This window comes from Arthrospira sp. PCC 9901 (assembly GCF_059013425.1).
Window position 1 is genome coordinate 2075186 of the sequence record NZ_CP102296.1, and the last position, 15208, is coordinate 2090393.

General features: G+C 39.6%; 12 protein-coding genes. 1 reads left to right on the plus strand and 11 read right to left on the minus strand.

Annotated features, from left to right (window positions below; genetic code table 11):
* Positions 1-26: 26 nt before the first annotated feature.
* The 9 genes from NLZ44_RS09110 to NLZ44_RS09150 all read right to left on the minus strand — a co-directional run bounded on the left by NLZ44_RS09110 (position 27) and on the right by NLZ44_RS09150 (position 10454).
* Complete coding sequence (locus tag NLZ44_RS09110; protein ID WP_315669546.1) at positions 27-1448, minus strand: hypothetical protein; 1422 nt, start codon at positions 1446-1448, stop codon at positions 27-29.
* Between the two features lie 15 nt (positions 1449-1463).
* A complete protein-coding gene (locus NLZ44_RS09115) occupies positions 1464-2630 on the minus strand; it encodes a glycosyltransferase family protein (RefSeq protein ID WP_493752568.1) in 1167 nt (388 codons plus the stop codon).
* 67 nt (positions 2631-2697) lie between these two features.
* Positions 2698-3843 (minus strand): glycosyltransferase, encoded by a 1146-nt coding sequence (locus NLZ44_RS09120; protein WP_493752569.1) that lies wholly within the window; start codon positions 3841-3843, stop codon positions 2698-2700.
* A gap of 5 nt (positions 3844-3848) precedes the next feature.
* The gene (locus NLZ44_RS09125; RefSeq protein ID WP_493752570.1) at positions 3849-5093 is read right to left on the minus strand and encodes a glycosyltransferase family 4 protein; all 1245 of its coding nucleotides are present in this window, start codon (positions 5091-5093) and stop codon (positions 3849-3851) included.
* 15 nt (positions 5094-5108) lie between these two features.
* Complete coding sequence (locus tag NLZ44_RS09130; protein WP_493752571.1) at positions 5109-6245, minus strand: glycosyltransferase family 4 protein; 1137 nt, start codon at positions 6243-6245, stop codon at positions 5109-5111.
* Positions 6246-6259: 14 nt separating this feature from the next.
* Positions 6260-7213 (minus strand): lysylphosphatidylglycerol synthase transmembrane domain-containing protein, encoded by a 954-nt coding sequence (locus NLZ44_RS09135; protein ID WP_111892546.1) that lies wholly within the window; start codon positions 7211-7213, stop codon positions 6260-6262.
* 24 nt (positions 7214-7237) lie between these two features.
* Positions 7238-8194, minus strand: a complete 957-nt coding sequence (locus NLZ44_RS09140) for a glycosyltransferase family 2 protein (protein ID WP_008056875.1) — start codon at positions 8192-8194, stop codon at positions 7238-7240.
* A 109-nt stretch (positions 8195-8303) separates the two neighbouring features.
* Complete coding sequence (locus tag NLZ44_RS09145; RefSeq protein ID WP_228116467.1) at positions 8304-9539, minus strand: glycosyltransferase family 4 protein; 1236 nt, start codon at positions 9537-9539, stop codon at positions 8304-8306.
* A gap of 21 nt (positions 9540-9560) precedes the next feature.
* Positions 9561-10454: a class I SAM-dependent methyltransferase gene (locus NLZ44_RS09150; RefSeq protein WP_008056873.1), complete on the minus strand. Its 894-nt coding sequence runs from the start codon at positions 10452-10454 to the stop codon at positions 9561-9563.
* 318 nt (positions 10455-10772) lie between these two features.
* Here NLZ44_RS09150 and NLZ44_RS09155 point away from each other — a divergent pair, with 318 nt between their 5' ends.
* Positions 10773-11894, plus strand: a complete 1122-nt coding sequence (locus NLZ44_RS09155; protein ID WP_493752572.1) for a glycosyltransferase — start codon at positions 10773-10775, stop codon at positions 11892-11894.
* A 30-nt stretch (positions 11895-11924) separates the two neighbouring features.
* Here NLZ44_RS09155 and NLZ44_RS09160 read toward each other — a convergent pair whose 3' ends face one another.
* Positions 11925-13157, minus strand: coding sequence for a glycosyltransferase family 4 protein (locus NLZ44_RS09160; protein ID WP_006621595.1), 1233 nt, complete (start codon positions 13155-13157; stop codon positions 11925-11927).
* A gap of 17 nt (positions 13158-13174) precedes the next feature.
* Entirely contained in the window at positions 13175-14977 is a 1803-nt protein-coding gene (locus NLZ44_RS09165) for an ABC transporter ATP-binding protein (protein WP_493752573.1), read from the minus strand.
* Positions 14978-15208: the final 231 nt, after the last annotated feature.

A 15208-nucleotide genomic window follows, 5' to 3' on the forward strand; every position in this document is an offset into this window, starting at 1 on the left:
ATCATAATCCCGTAATAATTACCCCACTATCCTATTAACAATAAAGCGCGGAGTAAAACTTTAGGTCTCAGAAGAGTCTTAATAGTTAGTCGTGGCGGTTGAGGAATCTCAGTAGATTGACGACTAAAGTGATATTCTTGCCATCGCAAAACCACAATACAAGCCAGATAAATCATATAACCTGGTTCCTCCATCTGAGTAAAAATCAACCCAAAAGACAAGGGACATAAAACCAGAAACTTAGAAGTATCATCAAAACAGAGTCTACGCCAAACCACAAACCAAATATACAAAAATGATGCCAGTCCCAAAAAGCCGACATCTCCCCAAATTCCCGCCCAACCAAACAGGGGAGAAAACATACTTGATTGATCTCCTAACCAACTGTCTCCTACCGCTTGCCAAATCGCGTTAGTAGCGGGGTGGGAAGTAGCCCCAAGGGGTCTTAAAATAAACGCATATTCCCGTAGCATCCAGCCTCCTAGTCTTCCTACAGTGTGACCAGGACCTAAGCCTAGCAAAGGATGAAGGGGAGACTCATAGAAAGCCGGAACAATGCGAAAAGTAGCAGATTTCAGTAAAGTAGCTTCTCCTTCCGGCCCATAAATTTCCGGCCGCATCCAAGTCTGAAACGCTTCTAAACCAGGTACATTATGAATCGCCCACCAAAACACATAAGATAATATCCCAAAAATAATTACAAATTTAATAGCATCAGCCAGATTTTTAAATTTAGTCAATAGCAGAAATGCCCCAGCAATACCAAACACTAAAATTACCTGTTTAGCATCAGAAATAACCATGTGCCAAAAAGTTGCTAATACCACCGCAGCCCGCAACCATATAGGCAGATTTTTAGCTGCCAAAAAATAGTAAATCCCAAAGGTTAATGATACAGAAGCACCGATGACATGACCCGCACCTTGGGCAATAAAAACACCTTTGATATTGTCTTCTAATCCCTGGCGTAGATGGAGATGCAGAACATACTGTTGCACATAGGCAAATGCTAGATTAGTGAAGGATGCAAAAACAATATAGCCACGCAATTGGTTTAACTTGTCCAAAGTAATCGGGACAGTCAGAATAATAACAATAAATAAAAAATGCTCACATAACAACAAGAAATTAACGGCAATATTAATTAAACCAGCGGCATTTAATAAGGCACTGGCTACGGAAATTACCATAAATATAAATAGGGCAACTACCATTTCTTTAATGATGGTAATTTGTTGTCGGTCTTTTATCTTGGTTTTCCACAGAGAAAAAGCAAACAGCCAGGGAACTATTGCTAGATGCAGTAAGTTAACAATCGAGGGGAATTTTAAAAGCTGAAGTACGCGGGAAAAAAACGCGGAACTGAAGGCAAATAGAGTCAGCGTCGAGAGTTTAATATATCCTTTTTTGGGTTTAATTAATCTTGATTGATTGGGGTATATTTCCATTAATCATTTAATCTACTAGGGTTTACTCAAAACCAACTGGTAAATTGATTGCAGTTGCTCATAATTTTGTTGGGCTGTATATTTGGCTTCAAATTCTGCCCTGGCTTCTCGGCGCATTTGGTGGAGTATTTCAGGATGGGAAATTAGGGATTCAACTTGTTCGGCAAGACTGATGGGATCGCTGGGTTTAAATCGCAGTCCCGTGCGACCATCTTCTACTAATTCGGCGATCGCACCTAAGTTAGAAGCAATCACAGGAGTACCCTTAGCAAAGGCTTCTACAGCGACTCTACCAAAGGTTTCATACCATTTAGAAGGGAAAATTAAAACCATGGCTTCTCCCATCAATTTATACACTTCTGGGAGGGGTCTACGTCCTAACCATTGAATGTGAGGTAATTTCTCAGCAGCGGCTTGGACACGGGGGACTAAAGGACCATCCCCCACAATTTTTAAGGGTACTGGTTGACGGAGATTTTGCCAAGCATCAATCAGCACATCTAAGCCTTTTTCTACAGATAATCTACCTACAAATAGCGCATATCCCCCTTCCCCACTGCCGACTCCTGGATCGGGATAGACAAAGTTAGGTTTAACTATTATTCGGTCTTCTGACCACCCGGCTTCAATAAATTTCTGGCGAGCAAATTGGCTGAGAGTAATAAATATATCTACCTGATTTACCCAAGTGCGAGCCATACGGTGTAGGGTTAACATGGTTGCAGTTATGGCACTGGCGGCTCGATTTTCTCGGTAACAGGCGTGAATAACTCCGGGATAGGGTACAAATTTACCTAAGCAGTCTTCACAAATGCGATCGTCTCTAAAAAACAATCCATTAGGGCAAATTAATCGGTAATTTCGGAGAGTTTGAACTACTGGGACTCCCTCAGATTTAGCCGCATAATATACTGATGGAGAGATTAAGGGGAAAAAGTTTTGAACATGAACAATATCTGTGGGGTGGGTTCGCAACTTTTGTTTAACTATTTTGTAGGCTTCTGTAGACCAAATAGTTTGAGAGGCTAAATGTACTCGATTAAGGCTGGCAACTCGCTCATTGCTATCTTGATAAATATCAACTTGATTACCATTTGCTTTGAGCAAATTAGCTTCGGCTTGGGTTGATTCGTCTTCCCCGCCTCGAATTTGATAATTGTTATGAATAGACAAAATACGCATTAAGATTGAGTTGATACCTCGGTAAATTGCTATGGTTATTATACAGTAAACTTTCTCATTATGCTGGCTATGTTCCTTTCCCTAATTCAGGCGGCGCTAAAACGGTTGTATAAATTTCTTCTAATCTTCGCGTTTGGCGATCGCGATTAAAATTGGACTGCATATATTTTCGCCCTTGTTGACTAAATTTTTGCCACATTTCCAAATTAGTTAATAATTGCTGTATTGAGTTAGCTAAACCATCTATATCTCTTTCTGGACAAAGAAAGCCAGTTTCTCCATCAATCACCGCTTCTGGGATACCTGCGTGGTAGGTGCTGACCACAGGGAGACCCATCGCCTGTGCTTCTAAAACCACATTCGGTAAACCCTCTGAGTCTCCCTGGGTTCCGGTGATGCTGGGAGTCGCCATAATTTGGGCGCGGTTCATCCAATTTTTGACTATTTCTGGAGATTGTAAACCTAAAAATTGATAATTTTTGATAGTTTTAGCTGCTAGATTTTGTAAATCATTAGCCAAGGGTCCATCACCAATAATTACTAATTTTATATCCGGTATTTGCGAGGAAATTTTAGCCATAGCTTGAATTAAATATTCACAGCCTTTTTTTTCGGTTAGCCGACCTACAAATAAAACAATTGGCTCCCGTTGAATAGCCAAATCAGGCGTAAATTGATGAACATCAACACCATGATAATGGGTCTTAATTTTATCGGGTGGAAATCCCTGTTCTAGCAGTTTTTTTTCAATAAACTTAGAAACAGTTAAAAATAATGTGGTCTGTTGTTTCAAGGTTGCTAGGCGCTGAAAATAAACCCAATGGTTGAGGGAGCTATAGCGAGATGATTGTTCCTTTACCGTGGCATCAGCGCCCCTATAATGGACGATAAGCGGAATTTTTAGCCGCACCACCCAAGGCAACACTAGCGCCCCACTCAAGCCAAATTGAGCATGAATCAGCAGCGGATTTAATTTTTGGACTTTTCCATAAATTTCCGGCGCAAATCCAGTTATTTTAAAAAGCTGTTCTGCTACTTTATCTATAGGTCTTCCTTGATTAATAACTAAAGTACGTTTTTCAGGTAAATCTAACCCCTTAACCCGCCGACAACCTACATAATAAGGGGTAAATTTCTCAATTTTTTCGGCGGGATCTCGGATAAAGGTTTGGGAGGGAGGAAGCAGTAGACTATTAAAAATAATGATATTCACTGTAATTATACCGAATTATTAGAATTGTGGATTGTTGCATATAAGTTAGCTAGTTCTTGCCCTTTTTTTTGCCAACTATACAAGTTTTTAACTCTGGCGCGAGAGCGATCGCTTTTTTGTTTCCACAGATGCTTATCATTAGCTACAATAGTCATGGCATTAGCTAAATCATTGATAACTTGATCGGGGTTATTTGGCTCAACTTTAAAGCCGGCATCCTCAGAAACAATTAATGCTGGTCCCCCTAAATTTAAACAAATAACCGGGCGACCTGCTGCCATTGCCTCCAAACAAACTAACCCCCCTGATTCATGTAGGCTAGGATGAACTAATGATACACATTCTGATAGTTTTGTCAACGTTTCTGGTCGAGATAATTGATTGTGAAATATCACTTGATCGTCAATTTTTAACTGTTTAGCTAAAGTCTCTAATCTACTCCTTTGTGCCCCATCTCCGACGATCCAATATTCGGCATCTGGAGGCAATTTCGCTTCGGCGAAGGCTTTGAGTCCGAGATGAAACCCTTTCCAGTGTAACAGACGACCGATACTGATAAATTTAACCCCTTGAGGTTGAGAGTCAGCCAACTGGCTGAGTTGAGTTATTTCTAAATCAGATAATCCTAATTGAGATAAAACCTCTACATTTTTCGCCCCTAATTTTCTGAGTCTCTGGGTGGTTTCTGCTGTGGTTCCCCTGGCTAAAACACTGCGTTGCGCGGTGAGTTTAACGAAGGGGTCTAATTCTCCTAAATTCCGGGCTATATCTCGCATTATTTCATACATAATCCCCCGCCAACCGAAGTCTAGCCAGAAGGCTTTTGGAGCCGATTCTCCACCGCCTACAGATCCCCATAAAAAAGGTATAGGAAGAAGTGCTAAAAAACTGGGGGTTGAGTGGCGAACATAGGTGACATGATGCACTACATCAAAATTGATGGTTTCCTGGAGTTGTTTGGCAACAAAATAAGCTGCTATTTGCCATAAATAATAGTGCAGGTAAACTAGCCTTTGTTTGAGATTTAGTGGTCGCACCCAGGAGGGAGGTTCGCAGTAAATTACCTGTAGTTGAATTATGGGGTTTTGCTTGAGTTCGGCTTCAATGGTTGGGCGGTTATTTTGTCGGGTGAGAACCCAAACATTATGAGATTTTGCTACTTCCTGAATGGTATTCCAACCCACGCCTGGTTCTGAACCTTCTCCCGGACGACAGGCGTAGGCTGAAATGAGAATATTTAAAGGTTCCACGCCTCCTCCTTTGGTCTAGTAATTCGGAAATATAAAAGATGTAACCTGATTGAGAAAATTAGCTGCTGCTTGGGGGGTGTAATTATCCATTAATTTTTGCGATCGCATTCCCATTAACTTAGCTAATTCGGGATTTTGAATAAACCTGGCCATCAATTCTGCTAAATATTCCGGCTGTTGGGGATGAAAACAATAACCGTTTTCTCCATCAGTAATTAATTCAGATGCTCCCGCCAATTCAGAACACAAAACAGGTCGCCCCAAAACCATTGCCTCTAATACTACCATTCCCCAAGTATCCTCCAAAGTTGGTAATACAAAAACATCAGCTTGGGTGAAATAAGTGGCTAATTGATGGTATTCTACCCGACCGAACCAACGCACATAATTGGTGAGTTGATTTTGTTGACAAAAAGTTTCTAGCTCCGGTCGTTGATGGCCATCACCCACCACCCATAACTGATAATTGGTTTCTCCCTGTTGTTGTAGTATAGCACAGGCTTCTAAAAGATAGCTCAGGCCTTTGCGAGGAATAATTCCCCCCACAAATAAAAAGGTTAGCTGTTGAGAAGATGTGGATTTAAAATCCCGATTAGGAGTACCCAAAGACTGCACCCAAGGTACCTCATAGGGATGAACAAAAACTTGATTTTCTTGGGCATTTAGAACCTCTATTAGATAGTTTTTGCCACCGTGAGAGTTGGTAATACAAGCATCAGCCGCTTTCACCATAACTCGTCTAATAGCTAGACGTAGGGGGGAGTTACGATAGTCTACACCGGGAGAACTTCCTTCGTAGGCGATGACAACTCGCCAACGTCCTATAGGTTTAAATAAAATTGCTAAAATTGTCCACACGCCAAAGGAGTTAGAAAAAATTAAATCTGGTTTAAACTTGAGTAATCGCTTAACAATATTTAGGGGAAGATAGGTAAAATTATCCCCATAGCTATTGGTAGATTTTTTGATGGAAATAATTTGGCGATCGCCTAAAATTTCCACTCGAAAACTATCCTCTAGTCCCGGTGCGAAACCATGCCAGCGACTGGTGAAAACCGTAGTATCCGGGAATTGTTTACTATAGCAACTTAGGGAAGGTTGCCAGTAGTAAAAAGCCGAAGTAAGTAACCAAGCCACACGGAGATTTTTCATGATTTTTCGATTTTCTATATATCAGATTGTTTCAGATTTCTGACTGTAGTTAAATATTGGCTTAAAAATGGCAAGCCTCCTACAGCCGGGAGAAAGTAGCGAGCAGTGCATAATAACCCTAACCCTGCTGCCACTGTAGCATTAAAATAAGGTTCATAGAAAATCACTAAGGCTGCATCCCTCGTACCCACCCCCGCAAAAGTTAAAGGCATTAATCCAGCTAAAATAGCTAAGGGAGAGAGAGCAAGATTCGTAATAAAAGGAACCCAGGCATTAAGTGCAAGGATAAAAAACCAAATTTGTAGTAAATGCAAAAACCAAATAAAAATCGAAGTAGCACTAATTTTGATAAGCTGGCGCTTATCACTCCAAAAATGTTCGTGCATTGCTGCCCAAGATACCTGCAAATTTTCGATTTTTTTTCCGATAGTTTGCGGAGTAATTTTCTCTAAAATTAAAAAGAAAAAATCTGCAAAATTCCGAGAAATCAAAATCAAAATTCCGATAATTAAACCCGTGGTTACACCCAAAGTCATTGTCAGAAAAATCACATCTTTTTGAGGGTATAAAAATAGACCGAATACACACCATAACAATAAAGATAGTAAATCACATGATTTCTCAAATACCACCAATGAAAGGGAAAGAGAACCGCTTAAATGTCCCCGTTCTCGCATAAAATACGCTTTAGCAATATCTCCCATTTTTGAGGGTAAAACCATATTTAAAACACTAGCAGCTAGAATCAGGCGATTAGCTTCCCAAAATCCGAGATAGGTGCTTTTGGGCATAAGTTGTTGTAGTCGCCAAGCGGTAAATAAAGTAATAGGAATTACCATAGCTAAACTTACAGGCATCCAAAAACGATGGGAATTGAGAAAGATATCTGCTAATGCTTGCAGGTCAATTTTAGAATAAATAATTGACAGGATAATCATGCTAACTGTAATGGAAATAAATCGCTTCATAGATAAGAATCCTCTGGCTAAAATTTAGTTGTCTTTGTGATGGTCATATTCCATCCTACGCAGGCGCAGTTGAATGTCTTCTAGCATTTTTCGATTGACTGCCATTAAATCAGCAATTAAACCGAACATCCACAACTGAAAACCAATTAAAATTAGGATAGCTGCTAAAATTAAACTAGGAGCGCGAGCGCGGGTAGGTTCTCCCACAAATAGCACTAACCAACGGATACATAATATCAGTCCTAAACTCAGGGGAAAACTTCCTAGAAAAGTGAATAATCGCAGCGGTCTATAGGTCATGAAAATTCTAAAAATGGTAAAAATTGACCGCTGGATATAGGAAGGAATACTTTTAACTAATCGGGAAGGTCGTAAATAGGAATTAGTACGGATAGGTACGGATGTAATAGCGATACCTTTTTGACCTGCTTGAATAATGGTTTCTAAGGTATAAGTATATTCATTAAAAACATTAAGCTGCATGGCTGCTTGGCGACTAAAAGCTCTAAAACCACTGGGAGCATCGGCGATCTTAGTGCTACTGGCAAGTCGCACAACACGACTACCGAGTTTTTGCAGGAACTTTTTAGTAGGAGAAAAGTGTTGAATATTCTGAATTGGTCTGGCTCCGATGACTACTTCGGCATAACCTAATAAAATTGGTTCGATGAGTTTCGGTATATCTTGGGCGCAGTATTGGTTATCGGCATCGGTGTTAACAATAATATCGGCTCCGGCTTTTAATGATGCTTCAATTCCTGCCATAAATGCTTTAGCCAAACCTTGATTATGGTCAAAATTTACCACATAATCAACACCACAGGCTTTAGCAACTTCTACAGTATTATCAACACTACCATCATTAATAATTAGCCATTCTACACAATCGATACCCGGTATTTGGCGGGGAAGTTCTGATAGGGTAAGTCCGATGGTTGTTGCTTCGTTAAAACATGGTATCTGAATAATTAGCTTGGTCATAGTTTGAGCTTAATTTTATTTTTCTATGCCTCAAATTAAATATAAATGACAGTAAAATAACCATACCATATATTGATTTAACCTGACTGATAAAGCCGAGCCATCTTAACTATACTTGTTCAAAAATAATTCGGGAAAACTCGGATGCTGAGTTTTGTTTAACCCAATTTTGCATTGGCAGCGGATCGCAAAGTTCCAGGGGATTAGAAATTTCTAAAAACTTAATTAATCCCTTAGCAATTTCTTGGGGTTGGCTAGAATCAACAGTTAATCCCAGATGATACCGTCGCACCATTTCTCCCATTAATCCATAATTAGAACATAGTACAGGTTTGTTAGCTGCCGCCGCCAATAAGAGAATACCACTCATCCCCACATGGCGCTGATACGGTGCTAAAACTACATCGGCAATTTGAAAATAAGCCATAACTTCTGACTCCGGCACAAATTGATAATATCTAATAATTTGAATTGGCTTAGTTTGACAAATTTCGGTAATTTGGCTGTCTAGGGAATTAGCAATGCTAGACTCTCCAACCAGGAGAATACACAGTTTTTGACACAAATCTGCTGGTAAACTAGCAATGCTATCCAGTAGCTGATAGATGCCTTTACGTGCTGTTAAAGCACCAAATAATAAAAATACTCGCCGCTGAGAATCAATTTGGAGACTCTTGCGCCAATCATCTATTATAATTGGTTGGAAATTATCCAATTTGACCGGATCAGGAAGGTAGACAGCTTTAGGTTGACTCGGAAACTTAGGAAACTGATTAAGTTGGGGGACGGCGAAAGGATCAAGGCAAAAAACTGTTTGGAGTTGAGGATTAGACAAAATGCGTTTTAGGGCTATTTTTTCGCGTAACTTTTGCAGGTAATTTTTCCAAGTGCGATCGTAATGATCTAATTGGTGATAGTGAAAGGTCGGCCGAAAATAAATCCCCGAAAATTTGCAGGGTGATTTTGCCCCAAAGGCTAGGGGAATTTGACAGGTATCAAAATACATAATCAGACAATGATCTGGTCTCAAGTTGGTGGCATACTTGCAGAAAATTTCCCACTCTTGAAAATTGCGACTTAGTCTTTTTAACTTAGATTTTCGGGAGTTAAGATGTTCTTCTTCGGCTTGGGTAATTGGCACAAAACGGATGTCTTGATGATGATCACCTTGACTCAATTCAACTACATCCTGATGTTCATCCAGAAATCGGCAAGACACCACAATTTCCAGATTTTTGGGGATTTTATGGATTTGCCAATATTCAATTAAATGGCGAATATAACTGGGATGATGACCTCGAATCGAAAGGTCAAACAGCATCAATTTTTGTGGGTAATTTTTCACGGTTATTTTATCCCCCTAAATTTATCGATATCCGATGATAGTCATACCTCTAAATAACAGGGGGGTGTTGGCTAATTTTTGTCTAAATTTATAAGGAAAAATGTTTAATAAATATTCTACCAACTTCATCACATTAATTGATATACTATTGATGGGAATTTCCAAGTAAATTTTGCCGTTAGACTTCACCCAAATTATCTGAGAAAAACCTACTTTCTTAAAAATATCATACATTTCACTGAGTTTATATTCTTTTAAATGAAAGCCAGTAGCTTGCTGATCAAAGTGGCGAGAAACATCATGGGGACCTGAATACCAATTAGGTGTGATACAAATATACTTACCATTTGCAGCTAAAGTATTGTAGATATTTTCAAGCTGTTCTAGGGCATCATCAGGATGTAAATGCTCCATTAATTGATGACTATAGGCTAAATTAACTGTATTTTCAGGTACGGGAATACTACAACCATCGGAAATAAAAATTTCCATATTATCGGGAATATTCGGTAGTTTAGTAATTTCAGTTGATACATCAACTGCGTAAACTCGTTTTACCCGTTTAGCGACTTCTAGGGATAAACTACAATCACCAGGACCGATTTCTAAATAGGTGATTTCGGAGTTAAGAAAACGGGCTAATAATTGCAGACGCTGGTTAACAATCCAAGTTTGAATTTCGGGGCTAGATTTGCGGGTAAGTTGAGGATGATGCGAGACTTTTTGGAAGAGTTGATTATATACATGAGTGTATAAATGTTGATTAATGCGTTCCTCTCTGGTAGAGTTCATTAACTGGCGGGCGAGTTCTTGTTCAATTTCATAATGTTCTCGAATTTGCTCCCAGGTTCTGCTATCTCTGGCATCAGTTTTGGCAGTAGAAACCTGAGTTGTATCGCTGTTAATTTTAGTCATAATTAATAGGTAAAATTGAGGTGGTACGAATTGGTGCAATTCAACCAAATTCCATAAATTTAGGTGTTTATATTGGTCTGGGTAAGACTCAAAAAACGGATAAATTATACAGAAAGGCTGAATTATAGTAGGCGCGGTTATCACAAAATTTGATGTTTATTATGGCACTGTTTTCATGGGAAGTCAGCTATCAAAAGTTATCAATGGTTAATATATAGTTGTGTTTTTTATAATTAAAACTTATGTTGGGTATATTTAACAATCAAATCAATATTAATTATTATAGAATAATCAAAGCATTGTTGGGAATTATTAACTATGGCTGTAGTTCAGCCCGATGTGGCACTTTTCCTTGGTTATATAGGCGGAGGTGGTGCGGAGAGGGTCATGCTAAATCTGGGTCGTGGTTTGATTGCAGAAGGCTTGAAAGTAGATTTAGTTCTAGGGAAAGCCTGGGGGCCTCACCTGGAAAAAGTACCACCAGAAATAAGGATAGTTGATTTGGGGGCTTCTGGGGTTTGGGCTACTATTTTGGCGCTGAGAAATTATTTGCAGGAATCACAGCCTAAGTCCCTACTTTCTGCCCTCCATTATGCTAATGAAATTGCGGTTTGGGCAAAACGTCTAGGGGGAGTTTCCACCCGGGTCGTTGTGTCTGAACATAATACTTTTTCGGAGGCAATACAACATACTACTAAACTTAGAAAAATTTTGCTGCCGTTGTTTGTTCGCTATTTCTACCCGTGGGCGGATGGAATTGTAGCTGTTTCTCAAGGGGCGGCTGAGAACTTAGCTAAAAGTACGGGTTTAAATAGCGATCGCATTCAATATATTTATAACCCAGTTATCACGCCGGAACTATTACAAAAATCCCGAGAAACTTTAGATCATCCTTGGTTTCAACCGGGGGAACCTCCGGTAATTTTAGGAGTCGGAAAGCTGGAAGCACAAAAGGATTTTCCCACCTTAATTAAAGCCTTTGCTAAAGTGCGACAAGTGCGACAAGTGCGCCTAGGAATTTTAGGTTGGGGACCTGATGGCGATCGCCTCGAAAATCTCATTCAAGATCATGGTTTAGGAGATGATGCCGCCCTATTAGGATATGCTGATAATCCCTATCCTTATATGGCAAATGCTGCAGTATTTGTGTTATCTTCTCGCTGGGAAGGTTTACCAACAGTTTTAATTGAAGCTATGGCGGTTGGCACTCCGGTAATTTCCACTAATTGTAAAAGTGGGGCCGCAGAAATTTTAGCAGAGGGTCGATATGGTTCCCTAGTTCCGGTGGGCGATACTACAGCAATGGCAGAGGCAATTTTAGCCACCATTGAAGGTAACACCCCGGCTGTAAACACCCTATGGCTAGAACAGTTTAGCCAGAAAATGGCAACCCAAGAATATCTGAAAATTTTAGGACTTGATTGCCGCAATTCATCCTAATTATTAGTGGTAATTCATCCTACAATTAGGTTAGGTGATAATCTGATGGAATAGTGATAAATATTGCTGGGCTTGTCTTCCTAGGGGAAATACTTGTATGGCTTTTTCTCTGGCTTTTTCTTTGAGTTTTTGCAGGCGATCGCTATCATTTAATACCCATTTAATCCCCTCGCTTAAATCATCAATTTCATAGGGTTTTACCAGATAACCATTAACTTGGTGATCAACAATATCCTTGAGTCCAGTAGCATTAAAAGCCACCACCGGAGTACCACAGGCTAAGGCTTCAGAGGCCGTTTGTCCGAAGGATTCTTGCAAGGATGGAACAATCATCACATCGGCGGCAGAATAGACCAAAGCCAAAGCAATATCATCAGAGAAACTGCCTAGATAATTAGCTGGAAAACCTAAATCTACTGGGTTTTCCGGTTCCGCAGATCCAAAAACTACTAATTCAAGCTGATTTTGCCACCCTGACTGACTCAGCTTTTGCAGCGCCGGAAGTAGCAAATTAAAACCCTTTCTGGGGTCAGCAGTCGCAGCGATCGCCCCAAATAAAACCAGTTGTTTATCCTGGGGTAAATTCAGTAAATGTCGGGCGATTTTCGTTTCTATAGGTCGATAAATTTGGGTATCCAGACAGAAGGGAATCACCTCTACTCGCCGCTGTCCAAATAAGGAACTTGAACGCACACAATCCGCCATCCAACTACTAGGAGTTACAATAGTTAAGTTGAGATTTTTCCAGGCTTTAAATTTCCGTTTCCAAACCTGTCGAGATAAATCCCGATCGCGACCACTTTTCAGTTGCGGACATTGACCGCAGGAATTTTGGTAGCGATCGCATCCCTCGCTGTAATGACAACCCCCAGTTAAAGGCCACATATCTTGAAGAGTCCACACTAAGGGTTTGTTCAATTTAGCCAAAGTTTCAATCTGGATAAAGCCATTACAAACCCAGTGTAAATTTACCACATCTGGGTTAATTTTAGTTACTCTACTAGCTATGACATCGGGGAACCATTGAGGAGAAAAAAGCAGGCGATCGCGTTTTGGGTAGCGTCTCAGGGGGATACTATTAGCACCAGGACCTAGTTTAGTGATGATACTTTTTTCCGCAATAACAGTGCGATCGCCACTAAATTTTCCCCGCACCAACATTCGAGATTCAACCCCCATAGAAATTAAACCTCGATGTACTCTATACGCGGCTCTAGCCGCACCGCCTTCGACATCAGTTGAACTGAGAATTACTGGTTTCATCTGTGTATTTCCATGGGTTATGATTGAATATTTCCTAGGACAATTTCGTTATAAGTCCCCGACCTAACAATGCGGCCTTTTTCCATGACATAAAGGCGATCGCAATGTTGTATAGTCGTCAAACGATGAGCAATCATAATCATAGTTTTAATTCCACTCAGAGATTTAATAGACTCAGTAACCAAACTTTCCGTCTCATTATCTAACGCCGAAGTCGCCTCATCTAACACCAGAATATCCCGTTCATGGTAAAGAGCGCGAGCAATACCAATCCGTTGGCGTTGACCCCCAGAAAGGCGCACTCCTCTTTCCCCGACCATGGTATTTATTCCATCGGGAAGTTCTTTGACCAAATCCATAAGTTGAGCCATTTCTAAAGCCTGTTGTAGACGTTTATGATCAATTAAATCATCAGCCACCCCGAAAGCAATATTTCTCTCTATTGTATCTGCCATTAGAAAAATAGACTGGGGAATATAGCCAATCATATTTTGCCACGATCGCAAATTATTATAAATAGAAATATCATCAATTTTAATATCACCACCTTGGGGTATTAATAACCCCAGCATGATATCAACTAACGTAGTCTTTCCGGCTCCAGACTGACCAATAAAAGCAATCGATTCTCCCTTCCTAATCGACAAAGAAACGTCCGAAATTGCTGGTGATTCAGAACCGGGATATTGATAAGTTACTTTCTCAAAAATAATCTGACCGTTAAAATCCTTATTCTTGAATTTATGGTCAGCTAATTGACTGATTTCTGTAACTACGGTGCGATTGAAACCTTCGCTGTTTTTGAGAGTTTCAATTTCTCGTAAATCCTGACTTAATCTTTCTAATACATAGGTCATACTCCGCAATTTACTCACATCTTTACTCAAATTAGAAATAGCTGGTAGTAAACGAATTGATGACAAAGCGAATATACTTAATGCCGGAATCAATCCATCAATATCTTGTCCCAGTAGAATCATAGTTGATGTGATTCCCACTAAAAATAAAATTAGAATTGCCTCAACTAATATTCTGGGGACAACTTGAAAAGAAAGTAAGAAAGTTCCCGCCTCTATATATTCCCGTGATTGATAACTCAGTTGTTCTTCAAAAAAGCCAGAACAGCCAATTACCTTAGTTTCTTTAATCCCCCCTAAACTATGATTAACAATACGAATTATCGATTCATCAGCATAACTAACACGCTTACCCCAGTATTTAATTTTATCTTTAAAAGCATTCAGGATTAAAATTAAAGGTAAAAACAGAAATATTAAAACAATTACCACCAATTTACTGGTCATCAATAGCAATCCACTCAAAGCTATAATAATCATTAAATTGGCAGCCGAATTCAGTATAGGCATAAGAATATCTAGTGCAAAAGCCTGGGTATAAATAATTATACATTGAATGACCGCAGCACTATCCTTCGACAAGTGGAAAGTATAAGGGACAGACAGATATTCTTGGATTAATTTTTCACACAATTTCCCACGAACTTTCAGACAAAACCCAAATACATAGGTTTTAATCTGCCAGTTTAAGAAAGATTTAATCGTAAATAAAGCAATAATAAACAATCCCAATAATGCTATACCGTGGGATGCTTCTGTTAAATTTAAGCCAGCATATATAGAGGCTACAAATTCACTTTCATTGACTAAATTGGGATGACTAGCTAAATTCAAAAAAGGTCCTATCATGCCAATCCCAAAGGCTTCCAGCACTGACATGAATACAAATAAAATTACTAAAATTACTAACTGTTTTGGCGAAGCCGGAAGAATGAAAAAAAACCGATTTATAAAATTCTGCATTGTCGCTATATTTGACTCCCAGTGCCTTGGATATTTTTAATGACCAAAATAGACCAGTACCATGATACCCCAGATGATAGCCACCCATTATATGGACTTTACCCTAACTATAGCAATAATAAATGTTATGTAAAGTCTCCTCAACTCTACTTATACCAGTACGGTGGTCGCTCAGACTGTCTGACTAACTACTGATGTATCATACTAGACTACAGTAACCTCTTGGCTAAC